16 protein-coding genes are annotated in these 19,541 nt (G+C 65.3%); 4 read left to right on the plus strand and 12 right to left on the minus strand.

Going from position 1 to position 19,541, the window contains the following annotated elements:
* Positions 1 to 80: 80 nt before the first annotated feature.
* A complete protein-coding gene (locus XI03_RS08230; protein WP_271591846.1) occupies positions 81 to 2,147 on the minus strand; it encodes a prolyl oligopeptidase family serine peptidase in 2,067 nt (688 codons plus the stop codon).
* Between the two features lie 194 nt (positions 2,148 to 2,341).
* Between XI03_RS08230 and XI03_RS08235 the strand changes: the two genes are divergently transcribed.
* Entirely contained in the window at positions 2,342 to 3,589 is a 1,248-nt protein-coding gene (locus XI03_RS08235; RefSeq protein WP_271591847.1) for an MFS transporter, read from the plus strand.
* A 212-nt stretch (positions 3,590 to 3,801) separates the two neighbouring features.
* Positions 3,802 to 5,037 carry an MFS transporter gene (locus XI03_RS08240; RefSeq protein ID WP_271591848.1) on the plus strand — a complete coding sequence of 412 codons (1,236 nt, stop codon included), beginning with the start codon at positions 3,802 to 3,804 and terminating at the stop codon, positions 5,035 to 5,037.
* A gap of 79 nt (positions 5,038 to 5,116) precedes the next feature.
* Here the strand turns inward: XI03_RS08240 and XI03_RS08245 are convergent, their stop codons facing one another.
* Positions 5,117 to 5,611, minus strand: coding sequence for a VOC family protein (locus XI03_RS08245; protein WP_038946856.1), 495 nt, complete (start codon positions 5,609 to 5,611; stop codon positions 5,117 to 5,119).
* A gap of 89 nt (positions 5,612 to 5,700) precedes the next feature.
* A complete protein-coding gene (locus XI03_RS08250) occupies positions 5,701 to 6,246 on the minus strand; it encodes a carboxymuconolactone decarboxylase family protein (RefSeq protein WP_271591849.1) in 546 nt (181 codons plus the stop codon).
* 138 nt (positions 6,247 to 6,384) lie between these two features.
* Between XI03_RS08250 and XI03_RS08255 the strand changes: the two genes are divergently transcribed.
* Both XI03_RS08255 and XI03_RS08260 read left to right on the plus strand, forming a co-directional pair.
* Positions 6,385 to 7,599: an acyl-CoA dehydrogenase family protein gene (locus XI03_RS08255; protein WP_271591850.1), complete on the plus strand. Its 1,215-nt coding sequence runs from the start codon at positions 6,385 to 6,387 to the stop codon at positions 7,597 to 7,599.
* 157 nt (positions 7,600 to 7,756) lie between these two features.
* The gene (locus XI03_RS08260; RefSeq protein ID WP_271591851.1) at positions 7,757 to 8,896 is read left to right on the plus strand and encodes an acyl-CoA dehydrogenase family protein; all 1,140 of its coding nucleotides are present in this window, start codon (positions 7,757 to 7,759) and stop codon (positions 8,894 to 8,896) included.
* 195 nt (positions 8,897 to 9,091) lie between these two features.
* On the opposite strand, the gene XI03_RS08265 is transcribed toward XI03_RS08260, so the two are convergent.
* From XI03_RS08265 to XI03_RS08305, 9 genes are all read right to left on the minus strand, one after another.
* Positions 9,092 to 10,129, minus strand: coding sequence for an amino acid ABC transporter substrate-binding protein (locus tag XI03_RS08265; RefSeq protein ID WP_028139718.1), 1,038 nt, complete (start codon positions 10,127 to 10,129; stop codon positions 9,092 to 9,094).
* A gap of 87 nt (positions 10,130 to 10,216) precedes the next feature.
* Positions 10,217 to 10,810, minus strand: a complete 594-nt coding sequence (locus tag XI03_RS08270; RefSeq protein ID WP_028139719.1) for a L,D-transpeptidase — start codon at positions 10,808 to 10,810, stop codon at positions 10,217 to 10,219.
* A 359-nt stretch (positions 10,811 to 11,169) separates the two neighbouring features.
* Entirely contained in the window at positions 11,170 to 12,144 is a 975-nt protein-coding gene (locus tag XI03_RS08275) for a hypothetical protein (RefSeq protein ID WP_271591852.1), read from the minus strand.
* A gap of 82 nt (positions 12,145 to 12,226) precedes the next feature.
* Entirely contained in the window at positions 12,227 to 12,790 is a 564-nt protein-coding gene (locus XI03_RS08280) for a thioredoxin family protein (RefSeq protein ID WP_271591853.1), read from the minus strand.
* Between the two features lie 31 nt (positions 12,791 to 12,821).
* On the minus strand, positions 12,822 to 13,520 hold the full coding sequence (locus tag XI03_RS08285; RefSeq protein WP_271591854.1) for a cytochrome c biogenesis CcdA family protein: 699 nt from the start codon (positions 13,518 to 13,520) through the stop codon (positions 12,822 to 12,824).
* Positions 13,521 to 13,954: 434 nt separating this feature from the next.
* Positions 13,955 to 14,566 carry a sigma-70 family RNA polymerase sigma factor gene (locus tag XI03_RS08290; RefSeq protein ID WP_018316842.1) on the minus strand — a complete coding sequence of 204 codons (612 nt, stop codon included), beginning with the start codon at positions 14,564 to 14,566 and terminating at the stop codon, positions 13,955 to 13,957.
* A 432-nt stretch (positions 14,567 to 14,998) separates the two neighbouring features.
* Positions 14,999 to 15,736, minus strand: a complete 738-nt coding sequence (locus XI03_RS08295) for a response regulator (protein ID WP_028139723.1) — start codon at positions 15,734 to 15,736, stop codon at positions 14,999 to 15,001.
* Between the two features lie 10 nt (positions 15,737 to 15,746).
* Complete coding sequence (locus XI03_RS08300; protein ID WP_028139724.1) at positions 15,747 to 17,492, minus strand: ATP-binding response regulator; 1,746 nt, start codon at positions 17,490 to 17,492, stop codon at positions 15,747 to 15,749.
* Positions 17,462 to 19,540, minus strand: coding sequence for a sensor histidine kinase (locus XI03_RS08305; protein WP_246554422.1), 2,079 nt, complete (start codon positions 19,538 to 19,540; stop codon positions 17,462 to 17,464). The genes XI03_RS08300 and XI03_RS08305 overlap by 31 nt, the downstream gene beginning before the upstream one ends.
* Position 19,541: the final 1 nt, after the last annotated feature.

Consider the following 19,541-nt stretch of genomic DNA (forward strand, 5'->3'; position numbering starts at 1 on the left):
ATGGCCAACCTGTCAGTGATGTGTCCGAACAGGTGTCAGCCATGTCCCCGGACTAAACAGCAAGCCCGGTCATGACGGGCCTAGCCTTCATCCCCCCACCCGATCTTCTCCTTCAAGAACCGAAAACCGAGCACCTCGAAGCCGGCGCGCTCCTTGTTGTCCTTGCCGTAGCCGTGGCCGCCGGCTTCCGGCTCGTAGAACCAGGCCTCGTAACCCATGGCCTGCAGCTTTGCCGCCATCTTGCGGGCGTGGCCGGGATGAACGCGGTCGTCGCGCCGCGTGGTGGCGATCAGGATCGGCGGATAGGTCTGGCCGGCTTTCACATTATGATAGGCCGAGTAGGTCTTGAGCCACTCCCACTCCTCGGCCTTGTCGGGGTCGCCATATTCCGCGATCCAGCTCGCGCCCGCGAGCAGTTTTGTGTAGCGGCGCATGTCGATCAGCGGGATGGTGCAGAACAGCGCGCCGAAGCGCTCGGGGTAGCGCACCAGCATGTTGGTGATGAGGATGCCGCCGTTCGATCCGCCCTGGGCCGCGATCCGTTTTGCGCTCGTCACGCCGCGGCGGACGAGATCGGCCGCGACCGCGGCGAAATCGTCATGCGAGAGTTTCTTGCCGGCGAGCCGGCCGGCATCGTGCCAGCGCGTGCCGAACTCGCCGCCGCCGCGCAAGTTCGCCTGCACAACGGTGCCGCCGCGCTCCAGCCAGAGCTTGCCGAGCGAGGCGTTGTAGTACGGCTTCACCGAATGGGCGAAGCCGCCATAGGCGCTCATATAGACCGGCGCATCGCCGGTCTCGCCGCCCGGGCCGGTCTGGACATAGGGAATGCGCTCGCCATCGATCGAGACCGCCTCGTGCTGCGTCACCACGAGCCCGTCGGCGGTGAACGTCTTCGGCGCTTGCTTCAGCACGACCGGGCTTGCGACGCCGCGCTCGATCAGCAGCAGCGACGGCGGGGTGAGCGGATCCTGCACATTGGCGAGCAGATCGCCATTGCTCTCGCTGGGATGACGATCGAGCGGCCAGACGTCGACGACGCCGATCTCGGGCAGACCGCCAAGCGTCTCGTGGCTCCAGCCGGTGGCCGAGGGCGTGAAGGTCTCAAAGCGCGGACGCAGCTCGTCGAGGATCGACAGCACGAGCTTGCCCGCAGCCCAGAACAGGCCTTGCAACGCGCGCCGCGGTGCCGGCTCGAACAGCACCGCAAAATCGCGACTGCCGTTCAGGAATGCCGACAGTGAGATGCCGAGCACGGTGTCGGTGGCGTAGGTCCGCCCGCCGGCCGTCCAGTCCTTGCGCAGCTTCATCGCGAACCAGTCGCCATGGGCCTGCAGCCAGATGCCGGTCGGCAGATCGAGCTTGGTCATGCGACCGGCGGCATCGCGCAGCCAGACCGCGTGATTGAAGAAGTCGATCTGCTCGACGATCCAGACCCGCGGCTCAGGTCCGGTGTCGTCGGCGCCGCCATAGATCATCATGTGATCGGCGGTGGTCTCGATGATCACCTCAGCCTGATCGACCGGCTGGCCGCGCCGCCACAGGCGAACTGTCCGCGAGTATCCGGAGTCCGTCACCATGCCCTCGCCATGCGCGCTCGACAGCAGCAACGTGTCGGCATCGAGCCAGTCCGCGCCGCCCTTGGCTTCCGGCAGTGTAAAGCCGTCGGCGACGAAGCTCTTCGTAACGAGGTCGAATTCCCGCAACGTCACGGCGTCGCTGCCACCGCGCGACAGGCTCAAGATGGCGTGCGAGCTTCCCGGCGTCGTGGCGATCCCGCTCAGCAGCCAGTCCTCGCCTTCGCGCGCTGCGAGCTGGTCGATATCCAGCATGGTCTCCCACGCAGGACCGGCTTTGCGAAACTCCGTCAGCGTGGTCCGCCGCCACAGGCCGCGCGGGTTGGCGGCGTCCTTCCAGAGATTGTGCAGGTCGCTGCCGCGCCGGCTGACATAGGGAATGTTGTCGGGGCGATCATAGATCGCTGCGAGGATGTCGCGGTCGTGCTCGAAGGCTTTGCCACCGAACGCCTGGAGCGTCAGGCTGTTCTGCCGCTCGACGAAATCGAGCGCTTGCGTGCCCTCGATCTCCTCCAGCCACAGCCAGGGATCGTCGTCGGGAGCGCTGAGTGTAGGCCTGTCGTCGACGGTCATGAACGAAACTCCCAGAAGTCGCGGCGATAGGATTTGATCGAGCGCAAGCCGTCAAGCGCGCGGCCCGCTATCATCGCACCGATTGCGTCAGAGGCATGGCCTGCGCCCGTTTGCGCCGGTTGCCCGGCCACTCGCGTCACTCCATAGTGCCGGGAATCAACCAGCCCTCGAGCCCGTTCGGGCAGAAAAAGCCGATGCTTGACGTGACTTCTGCCCATGAGATCGCCGACGACGCCCGCGTGCGCGCCAATGTGGTGCGCCTGGCCGCGGCCCAGGCGCTGACGGGCGCCAACTCGGCCGTGATCTTCGCCACGGGCGCGATCGTCGGGGCCACGCTCGCGCCGGACATGTCGTTCGCAACCGTGCCGATCTCGATGTATGTGGTCGGACTTGCTGCCGGCACGCTGCCGACCGGCGCGATCTCGCGCCGTTTCGGCCGCCGCGTGGCCTTCGTCATCGGCACGGGCCTCGGCACGCTCACCGGCGTGCTCGGCTCGTTCGCGATCCTGCACGGCTCGTTCGCGCTGTTCTGCATCGCGACCTTCCTCGGCGGCCTCTACGGCTCCGTCGCGCAGTCCTATCGCTTCGGCGCTGCCGATGGCGCCAGCGCGGCCTACCGGCCCAAGGCGGTGTCCTGGGTGATGGCCGGCGGCGTGTTCGCCGGCGTGCTCGGTCCGCAGCTCGTGCAATGGACCATGGACGTCTGGCAGCCCTATCTGTTCGCCTTCAGCTTCCTGGTGCAGGCCGCCGTGGCGCTGATCGCGATGGGCATCGTCGCCGGCGTCGACATGCCCAAGCCCGCGCCGGCCGATCTGCATGGCGGCCGGCCGTTGCTCACGATCGTGACGCAGCCGCGCTTCGTCGCGGCGGCGCTGTGCGGCATCATCTCCTATCCCATGATGAATCTGGTGATGACCTCGGCGCCGCTCGCCATGAAGATGTGCGGCCTGTCCGTGTCCGATTCCAATTTCGGCATTCAATGGCACATCGTCGCGATGTACGGGCCGAGCTTCTTCACGGGCGCGCTGATCGCCCGTTTTGGTGCGCCGAAGATCGTGGCAGCCGGCCTGCTGCTGGAGGCTGGCGCTGCCGGCATCGGCCTCTCCGGGCTCACCGCGATGCATTTCTGGGCCACGCTGATCGTGCTCGGCGTCGGCTGGAATTTCTCCTTCATCGGCGCCTCCGCGCTGGTGCTGGAGACGCACCGGCCGCAGGAGCGCAACAAGGTGCAGGCCTTCAACGATTTCCTGGTGTTCGGCATGATGGCGATCGGCTCGTTCTCCTCCGGGCAATTGCTCGCCAATTACGGCTGGTCGGCGGTGAACCTGGTGGTGTTTCCGCCGGTCGTTCTCGGTCTTGCCGTGCTCTCGCTGGTTTCCTGGGCCCGCCGTCGCAAGGCGCGGCTGGAGGCGGCGATGGGCGAGTTCCCGGACGCGATTTGACTGGCAGGAGATTGTCAGCAACGTTGATACTTCGATCCAGGTCGAAGTGATTTTTTGGCGAGGGCTATTTAGATGTTCGTCATGGCCGGGCTTGTCCCGGCCATCCACGTCTTAGGGACGCGGATCGAAGAACGTGTATGCCCGGGCATAGGCGAGCGGAAGCGACGCCGTCCTTCAGACGGCTATGCCCGGGCATGACGGGAGTAGGCGGCATGCTCGACAATCCTCAACAGCCAGCGATCGACGAATCCTCCCTGCGTTACGAAGGCTGGCGCATCGTTGCGGTCTGCTTCCTGCTTGCGACCTTCGGCTGGGGGCTCGGCTTCTACGGCCAGAGCGTCTATGTCGCCGAGCTGCAGCGCGCGCGGGGCTGGCCGACCACGCTGATCTCATCGGGCACCACGTTCTTCTATCTGTTCGGCGCGCTGCTCGTCGTGTTCGTCGGCGAAGCCGTGAGGAGATACGGCCCGCGCCTCTGCCTGATCGCCGGCACGCTGGCGATGGCGGCAGCTAGCGTTGCGATCGGCGCCGTGCGCGAGCCCTGGCAGCTTTATCTCGCCGATGCCGTGCTCGCCTTCGGCTGGGCCGGCACCAGCCTCGCCATGATCACCAACACGATCAGCCTGTGGTTCGACCACAAGCGCGGCATGGCGATCAGCCTTGCGCTGAACGGCGCCAGCTTCGGCGGCATCGTCGGCGTGCCGCTGCTGGTGACCCTGATCGGCCATGTCGGCTTTGCCAGTGCGATGTATGCCGCCGCCGGCGCCATGCTGGTGCTGCTGCTGCCAGTGATCCTTGTTCTCGTCGGCCGCCCGCCCGATCACCACGGCTGGCACGCGGCGGCCAAGGCGAACCCGCAATCATCGACGCAGATCCGCGCATGGGCGCTGCGCGACGTCGGCTTCCTCACGGTGACGATTGCGTTTGCGCTGGTGCTGTTCGCGCAGGTCGGCTTCATCGTGCATCTGATCTCGTTCCTCGATCCCGTGATCGGCCGCGAGCGCGCCGCTGTCGCCGTCGCGGTGCTGACTGCGATGGCGGTGGTCGGCCGCGTGCTGTTCTCGTTGGTGATAGATCGTCTCAACCAGCGGCTGGCCTCCGCGCTGTCGTTCCTCAGCCAGGCCGCGGCGCTTCTGGTCGTCATCAACCTCCACAACGACTACGTGCTGATCGCGGCCTGCGCGGTGTTCGGCTTCTCCGTCGGCAACCTCATCACGCTGCCGTCGCTGATCGTGCAGCGGGAGTTCGATTCGGCTTCGTTCGGCGTGCTGATCAGCCTCAACACCGCGATCAACCAGGTGACCTACGCGTTCGGTCCGGGCGTCGTCGGCTTTCTGCGCGATTGGTCCGGCGGTTATGCGCTGCCGTTCTATCTCTGCATCGCGCTGGAAGTGGCGGCCGCGGCGTTGATCATGGTGCGGGGAAACAGGTTTCGTAGGGCGGATTAGCGAGGCGTAATCCGCCAACTTCGCTCCGCATTCGCTGAGACATGGTGGGTTACGGCTTCGCCTAACCCACCGTACGGCATCACGTTTCCCGATCCCTCAACAACCCCTCCACATCCAGCCGCTTCGTCACCATCGCGAGCTTGCCATCCGGCCCGAACGGCCATTGCTCCCTCGGCTTGTCCCAATACAGCTCGACGCCATTTTCATCCGGATCGCGCAGATACAGCGCCTCGCTGACGCCGTGATCGCTGGCGCCATCCAGCGCAATGCCGGCCGAGCGCACGCGGTGCAGCGCATCGGCGAGCGCGGCGCGCGTCGGATAGAGGATGGCGGTGTGATAGAGGCCGGTCGTGCCGGGCGGCGGCGGCGAGCCGCCCTTGCTTTCCCAGGTGTTGAGCCCGATGTGGTGATGATAGCCGCCGGCCGAGATGAAGGCCGCGCCCGAACCCATGCGCTGCATCAGCTCGAAGCCGAGCACGCCGCAATAGAAGCCGAGCGCGCGATCGAGATCGGCGACCTTGAGGTGAACGTGGCCGATCCTGGTGCCGGCGGCGACGGCTGGGCTTTGCGACATGGGAATGCTCCGTTGAAGGCATGCACATAAGGCGGGCTTCGGGGCTCTGCTACGGCCGATCCCGAAACCCAGCGTTTCCGGAACAGAAATTAAGCCAGTTCCGACACCTCGCCCTCCGGCAGGCCGAACTCGAACGTGTTCAGCGTCATCGACACCATCGTGTAGTAACCGCACAGGCCGATCACCTCGACCACGCCGCGTTCGCCGAGCAGCTTCACCGCCTCATCATAGAGGCCCTTCTCGACGCCGTGGCCCTCGTGCAGCGATTTCGCCACGTCGTAGATCATCCTGCCCTTGGGATCGTCGAACTCGGGCGTGCGGCGGTCGCGGATCGCGTCGATGATCTCAGGATCCATGCCGCCCGCCAGTGCCAGCCGTTTATGCGCGTACCATTCGTAATGCGCGGTCCAGTGCCGCGCCGTCACCAGGATCGCAATCTCCGAAAGCTTTGCGGGAAATATCGTGTCGTAGCGCAGCACCTCACCGAGCCGCGTGGCGTGACGGGCCATGTCGGGGCTGCTCAGCCAGGCCATCATCGGCGCCGGCGGCTTGCCGCGCTTGCCGGCAATCGACTCGTCGTAGGTCTGCCGCTGGCTCTCGTTCATTTCGCCAGGCGAAAGAAGTTTCAGGCGCATCGTCGTTTCCTCTTTGTTTTCAAGCACCGTCTTGGTCGCGACTATAGCGGAATGCGGCTCGCGGAAGTGGTTGAATTCCGCGGGAGCTTGGCCCAGAGTCGCGCCCAACAAGTCGATTTTGATTGATGGAAACGACCAATGTCTGAATCCAAAACCAGCGATTCTGAGACCGCCGATCTCGAAACATTCCGCGCTGAGACGCGCGCCTGGCTGGAAGCCAATTGCCCGCCGGAAATGCGCAAGCCCGCGACGTCGGATGCCGACGTGTTCTGGGGCGGACGCAACGCAAAGTTCTCGTCCGAGCCGCAGCGCATCTGGTTCGAGCGCATGCGCGACAAGGGCTGGACCGTGCCTGACTGGCCCAGGGAATATGGCGGCGGCGGTTTGAGCGCCGCCGAGCACAAGGTGTTGCGCGCGGAGATGGGAAAAATCGGCGCGCGTCCGCCGCTGTCGAGCTTCGGCATCTGGATGCTCGGGCCGGCGCTGCTGAAATACGGCAACGACGCCCAGAAGCAGGAGCACCTGCCCAAGATTGCCGCGGGCGAGATCCGCTGGTGCCAGGGCTATTCCGAGCCGAACGCCGGCTCCGACCTTGCTTCGCTGCAGACCCGCGCCGAGAGCGACGGCGACGATTTCGTCATCACGGGTTCGAAGATCTGGACCTCCTACGCCAACTACGCCGACTGGATCTTCTGCCTGGTGCGTACCGATCCCGCTGCGAAGAAGCATGACGGCATCAGCTTCATCCTGTTCGACATGACCTCGAAAGGCGTGACGACCAAGCCGATCCTGTTGATCTCCGGCTACTCGCCGTTCTGCGAGACCTTCTTCGACGGCGTCCGCGTGCCGAAATCGCATGTGGTCGGCACCGTCAACCGCGGCTGGGACGTTGCGAAATACCTGCTGCAGCATGAGCGCGCGATGATCTCGGGCATGGGCGAGCGCGGCGTCGGCCGTCCGCTCGGTCAGATCGCGGCCGATACCGTCGGCACCGATGCGCAGGGCCGGCTCGATGATTCCATGCTGCGCGGCAAGATCGCCAGCTTCGACGTCGATGAAGCCGCGCTTGCGGCCTGCGCCGAGCGCGCCGTCGATCTCGCCAAGGCGGGACAGGCGCATCCGGCGTTCTCCTCCGCGATGAAATATTACGGCACCGAGCTCAACAAGCGCCGCTACGAGATCCTGATGTCGGCCGGTGGCGTCGATGCGCTGGAATGGGAGAGCGAACGCTCGAAGCAGGGCGCCCGCCCGCGCGCCTGGCTGCGCACCAAGGCCAACTCGATCGAAGGCGGCACGAGCGAGGTGATGCTCGGCATCGTCGCCAAGCGCATCCTGGATTTGCCGGGGGCGTAAGCCACGCTCTCTTACGGCGTCATTCCGGGGCGCGACGAAGTCGCGAACCCGGAATCCATCTCACCGCATATAAGCGGCCCGATGGATTCCGGGCCTGGCCCTTCGGGCCATCCCGGAATGACGAGACAACATAGATTTTCGAATCGGAAACACGCACATGGCCCTCGTCCTCACCGAAGAACAATCGATGCTCCGCGATAGCGCGCGCGGGCTGATCAGCGACAAGGCGCCGGTGTCGCATCTGCGCCATTTGCGCGACAGCAAAGACCCCACCGGCTTCTCCAAGGAGTTTTGGCATTCCTTCGCCGAGATGGGCTTCGCCGGCCTTTTGGTGCCGGAAGAATTCGGCGGCAGCGGGCTCGGCTATGTCGAGGCCGGCGTCGTGATGGAGGAGATCGGCCGCACCTTGATGCCGTCGCCCTTCCTCGCCACCAGCGTGATTGCGGCCTCGGCGCTGAACCGCGGCGGCAATGCTGCGCAGAAGTCGGAATATCTGCCGAAGATCGCGAGCGGTTCGCTGCTCGCGACGCTCGCGATCGACGAAGGCGCAAAGCATCGTCCGCTCCAGACCAACCTGCAGGCCGTGCGCGCCGGCAACGGGTTCAAGCTCTCCGGCGCCAAGGCGCTGGTCGTCGATGGCCACGTTGCCGATTTGCTCATCCTCGCCGCGCGCACGGGCGGCACCGCCGGCGAGCGCGAAGGCTTGACGCTGTTCCTGGTGAACCCTGCGGCCAAGGGCGTCGCGATCGAGCGCACCATCATGGTCGACGCGCACAATGCGGCGCGGATCGAGCTCGCCAATGTGGAGGTCAATGCCGACAGCGTGCTCGGCGAGGTCGATCAGGGCGCCGCGCTGCTCGACGGCGTGCTCGACATCGGCCGTGGCGCGGTCGCAGCTGAAATGGTCGGCCTCAGCGAAGAAGTTTTCAACCGTACCGTCGAGTACCTCAAAAATAGAAAGCAGTTCGGCAAGCTGATCGGCGAATTCCAGGCGCTGCAGCATCGCGCCGCCGAGCTCTATGTCGACATCGAGATCACCCGCGCCGCCACCATGAAGGCGCTTCAGGCGCTGGATACCGATGTTGCCAAGGCAACGTCAGCCGTCGCGGTGGCAAAAGCCCGCGGCGGCACCACCGCCACCCGCGCGGTCCAGGAAGGCGTACAGATGCATGGCGGCATGGGCATGACCGACCAGTTCGACATCGGCTTCTTCATGAAGCGCGCGCGGGTCTGCGAGGAGCTGTTTGGGGATGCCAACTACCACACTGAGCAGCTGGCGCGGGCGCGGGGGTATTGAGGCGAGGGCGAGTAAAAGCGTGCAGCGTCGCCTCAATCTCGATGTCGTCCCGGCGAAAGCCGGGACCCATAACCCCAGGGAGTAGTTTGGCGAAGGCTCGTGGTTAAAGAGCCTTCCCGCGGTACGGTCACCTGCGCTTATCGATAAATCACGCGGTATGGGTCCCGGCGTTCGCCGGGACGACACGCGTGAGGCCTACCGCATCGGCGGCGCGTACTGCACGCCACCCGCGTTCCACAGCTGGTTCATGCCGCGCGGGATCTTCAGCTTCGACTTCTCGCCGATGTTGCGCTCGTACATCTCGCCGTAATTGCCGACGTGGCGGATGATGCGGACGGCCCAGTCCTTGGTGAGGCCGAGCTGCTCGCCGTAATTGCCTTCGGTGCCGACGAGGCGCATCACTTCCGGCTTCTTCGACTTCAGGGCCTCGTCGATGTTCTCCGAGGTGACGCCCAGCTCTTCGGCGTTGATCATCGCATAGAGCGTCCACTTCACGATCATCATCCAGTCGTCGTCGCGCTGGCGCACCACGGGGGCGAGCGGCTCCTTGGAGATCATGTCCGGCAGGATCATGTGATCGGCCGGCTTCGCCAGGTTCAGCCTGAGCGCGTAGAGCTGGGAGACGTCGGCGGAGAACGTGTCGCACTTGCCGGTGTCGTAGGCCTTCACGACCTCGTCGAGCTTGTCGAACTTCACCTCGTCATACTTCATGTTGTTGGCACGGAAGTAATCGGCGACGTTGAGCGCCGTCGTGGTGCCGGCCTGGACACAGACCTTGCTGCCGGTCAGGTCCAGCGAGGTCTCCTTGTTGCGCGAACGCGGCAGCATGAAGCCGGCGCCGTCGTAATAGGCGACCGCGGGGAAATAGAGGTCGTAGTCGAGCTCACGCGCCATGCTCCAGGTCGAGTTGCGCGAGAGGATGTCCACCTTGCGGCTCTGCAGTTCCTTGAAGCGCTCGCTGGCATCGAGCGGAATGAACTTCGCCTTGCCCGGGTCGTTGAAGATCGCCGCGGCCACCGCGCGGCAGAAATCGACGTCGAAGCCGGCCCAGTTCTTGTTGTCTTCCGAGTACGAGAAGCCCGGCAGCCCCTTGTTGACGCCGCACAGCACCTCGCCGCGGCGCACGGTGCGCTTCAGCGTGCGGGTGTCGTAGAATTCATAGATGATGGCCAGAACGGCGACCAGCACGGCGACCGCGAGCCCGATCAGCAGGCCGCCACGAAAAGTGCGCATCATGTTGCTCTCTCGAAAAATCGGGAAAAGGAATTGGGGGGAGGGCGCGGAGCATGATCCCCTGGGGATCATGCTCCGACGATAGCCTTACAGTTCGGGCTTCTGCCGGATCACGACCTTGGTGCCGACAGGAACGCGGTCGTAGAGATCGGCGACGTCGTTGTTGACGAGGCGGAAGCAGCCCGAGGACACCTTGGTCCCGATCGTATCGGGGCGGTTGGTGCCGTGGATGCGGTAGACGGTGGTGCCGAGATACATGGCGCGTGCCCCGAGCGGATTGCCGGGGCCGCCGGCCATGAAGCGCGGCAGATAGGGCTGGCGCTGGATCATCTCCGGCGGCGGCGTCCAGTCCGGCCATTCCTTCTTGTTGGTGATGTTCACCAGCCCCTGCCACTGGAAACCGTCGCGGCCGACACCGATGCCGTAGCGGATCGCGCGACCGCCCGGCTGCACCAGGTAAAGGTGGCGCTCGGCCGTGGAGATGATGATGGTGCCCGGCGTCTCGGTGGTGCGGAAATAGACCACCTGCTTCTGCCATTCCGGCTCGAGCTGGTAGCCGTCGTCGGCGACCAGACCCGGCTCGTCGCCGCGATCAGGCTGCTGCGCGATGGCATGTGGTGCGGACAGGATCAGGCCGATCGCGGCCACGAACGTCCCGGTCAGGCGACGAAAATCCGTCATTTCAAGCTCTCCCCACTGCCACGGCGCAAATCATTCGGAACCATCAAACCTGAGGGGCATGTTCATGGCAAGTTGATGGCGCGCCACCCTGATATGTCACGAGAATGCTTTGGTTTTTTGACGGGGTCCTCGCAATGCCACAAACAGGGGATGGCGCGAAAAGCATAGGGCTGGGCTCGATGCGCTCCCTCCCCCGCGTGCGGGGGAGGGCGGGGGAGAGGGCTGTCTCCGCAATGGGACACTCCCGATGTGGAGAGAACCCTCACCCGCGCCTTCGGCGCGACCTCTCCCGCAAGCGGGAGAGGCGCAGACCGAGTTCGCGGGAAAGACCGCCTCCGACGATGAGCGCTGTGCGCCAATCAGATCTTATTGCTCTCCGCAGCGATCCCCAGCCGCCTCACAATCTCCGTCCCCACCGCCCGCGCCTCCACCCGCGATCCGATCCGTGGGCTGCGAAACCGTTGCCCCGAGCGCAGCCGGATCGTGACGATGCAGTGCTCGTCCTCGGACCGGCCGCGGCGGTCGACGGTGATCGTCTTCACGTCGCGCCCCTCGATCTGGTCGGCGCGCGGCGTGCCGTCGCCCCACAGGCGTTCGATACGGATATCGCCCTCGCGGATGATCCAGAACGCGCCGGTCACGAGATTGGCGTAGCGATGCACCGCGAACGCCGCGAGCGCGCCGAGCGGCAGCAGCAGGATATCGACATGGCTGGGCGGCCATCCGCGCCAGAGCTTGTAGGCATAGGGCACAGCGGACAACGCGACGGCGATCAACGCGACGATTCGGATGTCCCGTGCGGGAAACGCCTCGAGAGGCTCGCCAAGATGCATCTCGGGATTGCTGGCATCGAGCGGATTGACGGGTTCCTCGACATTGGGAACGTCGAATTGCGTGGCGATCCGGGCCACGGTGTCATGAACATGCGTGACGTCGGAGATCGGCGGCGACGTCAGTCGTTCCCCCGAGGTCAGCGTGAAAACGAGTTGAAAGCGGGCCTTCACCCGCTTGTTGCCGGGAACCTGCAACGCCGTGATGTCGTCCTTCGCGACGATGCGTGTGCGCAGCTTCCCAAACGGGCTTTGCCGCCCGATCAGGATCTCGTTCGCCGTGATGATCCACACCACCGCCGGCGCCATCATGATGCCGACGACGAACCCGGCGCCCACCAGCAGCGCCACCACCGAGATGACGATTTCCAGCGTGTCGTGCGTGAACAGGCCGGGCGTGAAGCATAGCGCAACGGCCGCGGCAAAGGCGGACATGACCAGCCGCTGCGCGATCGAGGAGCCTTCACGAAGGCGAATGTCGTTATTGAGGGGCGTGTCGTCCATTGCGGGCGGCTGATTGCGTCAGCGCGAAACTCCACGGACGGGTCCGTGGAGTCAAGCAACAAGGGAGCCGCGCGTGCCGCACTCAGCCATTGACGTTCAGCAGCTTGGCCACGGTGCGGTCGATCTCGTCGTAGCGGCCTTCGCCGGCGTGCTGGAACACGATCTTGCCGGTCTGGTCGATGATGTATTGCGCCGGCCAATACTGGTTGCGGTAGGCGTTCCAGGTCTTCGAATCGTTATCCTGCGCCACCGGATAGGTGATGCCGTGGCGCTTCAGCGCCGCCTGCACGTTGGAGGCCGAGCGCTCGAACGGGAATTCAGGCGTGTGCACGCCGACCACGATCAACCCTTTGTCCTTGTACTTCGCATAGAGGTCGGTGACGTGCGGCAGCGTGTTGACACAGTTGACGCAGCCATAGGTCCAGAAATCGACCAGCACGACCTTGCCGCGGAGATCGGCCATGCTCAGTGGTTTCGAGTTGAACCAGGTGGTGACGCCGGCGAAGTCCGGCGCGGTCTGCTGGCTTGCGGCGGCGGTGACGACGGGGGTCGCGCGCGCAGCCTCGTCGCAGATGCCGGGAATGACGGCGCCGGTGACGGTGAAGCCGATCAGGGCGGCGGAGACGGCGAGCAGTCTGAAAGTCATGGAAGCGTCCTCCGGTGACGATGAGGGATGATCACAGGCCGATCTGGCCGGTGGGATAGAAGCCGGTGAGCCACGCCACGATCAGCGTGTCGTATTGGAAATAGGCGGCGACCGCGAAGCCGATCACGACGATGCCAAAACCCTGCTGCAGCCGCGGCGAGATCCGCGAAAGGCTGCGCACCCGTGTGGTCGCGGCCTGCCCGCCATAGGCGATTCCCAGCATCGGGATCGCGGCGCCGATGGCATAGGCGATCAGCAGCGTGCCGGCCCACGCAAGATTCTTCGAGGTCGCGACCAGCGTCAGGATAGAGCCGAGCACCGGGCCGGCGCAGGGCGTCCACACCAGGCCGAGCGTGGTGCCGAGGATGAGCCCGCCGAGCGCGCCTTCGCGTTGCGTGCCGCCGGCCGCGCCGAGATCGAGCCAGCCATTGAGCCGGCTCGACAGCCATTCGAACGGCGCCGGCCACAGCATCAAGAGGCCGAAGCCGAGCAGCAGGATCGACGCCGCCTCGCGCAGCACATTCGGATCGAAATCGAACAGCCGCGTCAGCGCACCGAGCAGCAGCGCGACCGCGGAGAAGGAAACGACGAAGCCGAGCGCGATCATCGCCGGGCGCAGATGTCCCGCGCGCCCGATCGAGGCGCCGAGCAGGATCGGCAGCATCGGCAGCGTGCAGGGCGCGGCGATGGTGAGGATGCCGGCAAGGACGGCGAAGATCAGGTCGAGCATGGGGCACTCGTGGTGGAGGTCACGAGGGCAGTTCGGGCGGGATGCGTGGATCGTTACAGAGCGTCACGGCTTCGTGACGGGGGGCAATTTTCTCCTCAGGTCGTCATGCCCGGGTTTGTCCCGGGCATCCACGTTCTTGGTGCCGCGCCGAAGGCGTGGATGGCCGGGTCAAGCCCGGCCATGACGATGGAGGACCCAGCGGGGGTCGCAATGCCCACGTCACGGCTCGCCAAACACAAAACGACCCGGAGGGGGGCATCCCGTCCGGGTCGTGGAGTCCTTGGGAGGTTTAACGAAACCGTATGTGAGCTTTATAGGGGGGAAGTTTTTCCGCCTGATGTTGTGCTTTGTTTCAATTGTTTCGTCGGCGGTAACACTTCCGTGTCCCGGGAGAGGGCCAGATCGGCGGCCCTATCCCTTTGAAATCCTTGGCCTCAGGCAGCGAAGCGCTCGACGCCGCAGCCCTTAAGCAATTCGGCCAGCTGCTTGCGGGCGTAGAACATCCGCGTCTTCACCGTGCTCTGGGGGATGCCGATGATCTGACCGACCTCCTCCACCGACTTCTCGTGGTAGTAGACGAGGGTGATGATCTCGCGATGCGCGGGCGACAGCTTCTGCACGCAGGCGCGCAGGATGGCGCTGGTGTCGCTGCGGTCGAGCGAGGTCTCCGGCGTATCGGAATCGTCGGGGATCTGCCGCACGTCCTCCTGGTCGATGTCCTCGAAGCGGCGCTGGCGCATCGCAGTCAGCGCCTTGAAGCGGGCGATCGACAGCAGCCAGGTCGAAACCTGGGAGCGGCCCTGGAATTGGCCGGCGGTCCGCCACACGTCCAGGAACACCTGGCTGACGAGGTCTTCCGCCGCGGTGGCGTCACGCACGATGCGCAGGATGAAGCGGTACACCCGCACGCTGTGCCGACAATAAAGGATATGCATCGACGTCCGGTTGCCGTCGGCAATGCTCTCGAGAAGCATGTCGTCCGAAGTCGCCTGAGCGGCGATGATGCTCTGGCTGGCCTGGGCGTTGATGGCGATGACGTTCCGCATTGACTTGGCTCCCCGTAGCGCCGCAACCGAGCGGCGTTTCCTGGACCAAAGTGTTAATCAGCCACCGTTTCGGGACGTCTGCGCGAAAAGCGGAAAATGGTTTCGTGCGCCGCCAAATTGTTTCGTCCCAGAGGGCGCGACGAAACATTCGGGACAAAAAGTCGTGGAATTTCAATATACGGAAAATACGGGGATAGGGGTGTTGAGGCGGACGGGGGCGCCACGGAACGAATCTCGGTGACTTGCGTTCGGTCGCGCCAGACTGTCGTCCCGGGGGCGCGAAGCGAACCCGGGACCCATACCCACAGGGAGGAGTGGTTCCGGGGACTCGGAGTGGGCGCTTTCACGCCAAACCACGGCCTGGGGTTATGGGTCCCGGATCTGCGCGCGCCTAAGGGCGCGCTTGTCCGGGACGACGGCGGAGTGTGAGGCTTACGCCTTCTCGCCCGCCGGCGAGAACAGATAGCCGCCGCCGCGGATGGTGCGGATCACGGCGGGCTTGGCCGGATCGGGCTCGATCTTGCGGCGGATGCGCATGATGCGCAGGTCGACGGCGCGGTCGAAGGCTTCGGCGTCGCGCGCGTTAGCCAATTCCAGCAAGCGCTCGCGCGACAGCACGCGCTTCGGATTGGCCGCGAACACCTTCAACAGCCCGAACTCGGAGGCGGTCAGCGGATGCTCGTTGCCCTCGTCGTCGCGCAGGGCCTGGGCTTCGAGATCGAGCCACTTTGTCCCGAACCGTACCAATTGCTCCTTGTCGGATTTCGCCGCCGCCGCATCAGGCGCTGCGGCCTTGGCCGGCACGCTCCGCCGCAGCACCGAGCGGATGCGCGCCATCAGCTCGCGCAGCTCGCAGGGCTTGGCCACGTAATCGTCGGCGCCGAGCTCGAGGCCCACCACGCGGTCGATCGGGCTCGCGGTTGCCGTCAGCATGATGACTGGCACGTTGATGCGGCTCTTGAGGTCGCGGATGATCGAGAGGCCATCTTCCTCGGGCATGTTGAGATCGAGCACGACGAGATCGGGCATGCTGCCCTGGATCGCGGCGCGCAAGGACTTGCCGCCGTCGCACAGCGTCACGGTGAAGCCGTGCATCTTGAGATAATCGCCGACCATCTCCCGGGCCGGGGCTTCATCGTCGACGATCATGATGTGCTGGCTTTGGGTCATGGTCTCTACGTCACGGCATTTCGGTCGCGGGAAGGGTGATGGTGAAGGTCGAGCCCTTGCCGGGCCCTTCGCTGTCGGCGGTCACCTCGCCGCCATGCATGTCGACAATACGCTTGACGATGGAGAGCCCAAGTCCCGTCGAGCTCTCGCCGGCGGTCGGTTTGGCCGACAGCCGCTGGAACCGGCCGAACAGGCGGCCGAGATCTTCCGGCGACAGGCCGGCGCCCTCGTCGCTGACGCGGACGACGGTGTCGCCGCCCTCGTGGCTGACGACCACGTCGATCTTGCCGCCGATCGGTGAGTATTTGATGGCGTTGCTGATGAGATTGTCGATCGCCTCGCGGATGCGGTCGGTGTCGCACATGGTGACGATGTTGGCCGGTGCGGCGACGCTGATCGCCTGCTGCTTGTTGACGGCGAGCGGCTGGTTGGCCTCGGCGACCTCCTTGACCAGGGCGGCGACGTCGACCGGCTCGCGGCGGATGGTGATGTCGAAGGCATCGGCCATCGCGTCCGAGATCAGATGGTCGACCATCGTGGTCAGGCGCTTGGTGGCGTCGCGGATGTGGTCGACCTGGGCGACCACGCCGTTTTCCGAGGCGCCGGTCGAGATCAGCTCCTTCAGCATCTCGGTGCGGCCGAGGATGACGCCGAGCGGGTTCTTCAGATCGTGCGCGACCGTGCCCAAAATCTCGTTCTTGAAGCCGTTGGCGCGCTGCAGCCGCAGCCATTGCGCGGAGAGGCGGCGGTTGGCCTGCATCAGCGCGCGGGTGCGCTGGGCGACGCGGTCCTCCAGCTGGGTATTGGCGGCTTGAAGCTGCTGATAGAGGATGACGTTGTCGAAGGCGATCGAGAGCCTTGAGGAGAAAATCTCGACCAGCGAGCGGTCGGTCTCGGACAATTCGCGCTCGGCCTGCAGCAGCACTACCACCTCGCGGCCGGACCCGGTGCGCAAATAGATCACGCTGCGGTGGTCGGCGAATTCGTTCTTGCGGCGCTGAAACGCGGCCTCCACCATCTCGCGCAGTTCGGGGTCGAGCGCCTTCGACGTCGTGGTGCCGATGAAGCGGCTGTAGCAGCCGCTGCCGGCGAGGACCGAGAGTTCGGGGTCGATGCCGCCATTGTCGCGCAAGACCAGTATACCGGCGCAATCGACGTTGAGCAGCGAGGCCAGCTGGGTCAGCACGCCCTCGGCGAGCCGCTGCATCGACTTGAAGTCGTACAGCGTCGAGGCCGCGTCGATGATGATCTCGAGCCCGCGCCGTGTCTGCACCATGCGCTCGAGCTGCTGATAGGAGCGCAGCGCCGCGGTCAGCGAGGTGAACAGCTTGTCGGCGGTGAGCTCGGTCTTGGCCTTGTAGTCGTTGATGTCGTACTGCACGATCACGCGCCGCTCGGGCGCCTGGCCGGGCTGTCCCGTGCGCAGGATGATGCGCACCGTCTCGTTCCGGATCTCGTTGCGGATGAACTCGACCAGCTCGAGGCCGGCGACGTCGGTCTCCATGATGACGTCGAGCAGCACGGCGGCGATGTCGCTGTGCTCGGCCATCAGCTTGCGGCCTTCCGCCGCGGAATAGGCCGACAGGATCTCCAGGCTCTGGCCGTTGAGGCTGTAGTCGGACAACGCAAAACGGGTGCCGTCATGCACGGCCGGATCGTCGTCGATGACGGCGATCTTCCATTTCCGGGCGTTGGCATCCTCCGACGCGGTACCGGTATCGTCGATCAGGTGGAGGACATCGTCCTGTTCGGCCATTGAGAAGTCCCGTCACTTTCTGTGCTTTGCGCGCCGCCCTTGGCGACCCGGGGCATGATAATGCGAAAAGTGGTGCCTTGTCCCAGCTTGGATTCCAGCATCATGCGCCCGCCGAGCTGCTGGGTGACGAGGTTATAGACGATATGAAGCCCGAGTCCCGTGCCGCCTTCATTGCGCCGGGTGGTAAAGAAAGGGTCAAAGGCCTGGCGCTGCACGTCGGAGGTCATGCCGGCCCCGTCGTCGGTGAAGATGAGCTCGACGTCGTCGGCCCCGCGCGGCCGCGCCGAGATGATGATCGTGCCGGCGCGCCCGTCGGCGAAGGCGTGGTTGGCGGCGTTGAGGAAGAGGTTGGTCAGGATCTGGCCATAGGAGCCGGGATAGCCGTCGAGCAGCAGCCCCTCGGGCACGTCGACCTGGAGCGTGATCGGCGAGCGCTTCAGCACCGGACGCAGGCTGGCGATGATCTGGTCGGTGGCCTCGCTGAGCGAGAATTGCCGCCGCTCGGCATGGGAGCGGTCGACCGCGACCTGCTTGAACGACTGGATCAGCTCACCGGCGCGCTGCAGATTGGCGACCAGCTGCTGCGAGGCGTCGCGTGAGGACTGCACGAATTCCTCCAGCTGCGAGCGACGCAGGCCGCCATCGCCCTTGAGCTGGGCCTCGAAGATCTCGCTGCGACGGGCAAAGCTTGAAGCCACCGTCAGACTGATGCCGATCGGATTGTTGACCTCGTGCGCGACGCCGGCGACGAGGCCGCCGAGCGCCGCCAGCCGTTCGGCATCGATCAAATTCTGCTGTGCGGTATTGAGCTCGAGCAGCGCGCTCTCGGCCTTCTCCTTGGACGCGCGCAGCTCGTCCTCGGTCTGCCGCTTCGCGATCGCGTTCTCGCGGAACACCTCCACCGCGCGCGCCATGGCGCCGACCTCGTCGCGGGCCTTGGTGCCCTGCACCTCGCGGTCGAGATCGCCGAGCGTGATCGCGCGCATCGCCGCCATGATCTGCTGCAGCGGCAGCCGGATCGACAGCGCGATCATCACGCCGGCGGTGAGGATGATGCCGAGGAAGATCACCGCAATGGAAAGGACACGGCGGGAAATATCCGCCAGCGTGCGGTCGAAGGTCTCCTGCGCCTTCTGCTCGCGCTTGCGCATCTTGGTGGAGAGGTCGTCGATGGCGCCGATCGCCTCGGCCTGGCTGGCGTCGATGGTGTTGCGGAGCAGCTCGGTGCGGCTGGCAAGTTGCTCGGAGAGCTTTGCAAAGCCCTCACGCAGTGCGGCGGTGCGGGCCCCGAGCCGCCGCAAGGCCATCTTCTGCAGGTCGTTGTCGGCGAGATCGATCATCACGGGGATGGTCTTCTCGATCGTCTCGGTGTTGCGGCGCGCGTCGTCGGCCGCGCCCGATGACAGCGACAGATAGTAGGAATTGGCCGCCACCAGCATCGCGGTGAAGGCCTCGCGGGATTTGCCGAGCGAGGGCCAGATCAGGGCGTCGCGATGGCCGGTGGCGCCTTCGATGATGGAATAGAGGCCGGCCATGTCCCTGGCCGGGCCCTGCACCTGGTCCTCATAGGTCTTGGCAATGGTGGCCTGCACGCTGCGCAGCTCGCCGAAACCGTTGAGGAAGCGGTCGGTGGTGCGCTCCAGCTCCTCGACCGAGCCCGACAGCATCGGGTCCTTGGCGGCGCGGTTGGTCAGCGTGCCCAGCACCGCCTCGCGCAGCAGCAGGATCTCGGCGAACAGGTCGGGGCTCGGCTGGTTGATGTAGCGGTGGATCAGATTGTGCAGGCGCCCGGTCTCGCTTTCGAGCAGCGCCAGGATCCGGTCGGATTCGCGCACCTGGCGCACGTCGTCCCAGGCCGAGCCCAGCACCTGCGCGCCGTTCCAGATCATGGCGACCAGCACCACCACCACGGCGGAGTTCAGCGCCGCGATCGACAGGATGCGCCAGCGGATCGGCACCGCCCGCAGCACGCCGACCAGCCGTGCGCGCAGCCGTCCGATCGGGCCGGACGGCCGGTCTGCGTGCTCGGTATGTCCAAGTGCAGCCAAC

Source organism: Bradyrhizobium sp. CCBAU 65884 (genome assembly GCF_028128835.1).
Lineage (GTDB): Bacteria > Pseudomonadota > Alphaproteobacteria > Rhizobiales > Xanthobacteraceae > Bradyrhizobium > Bradyrhizobium ottawaense.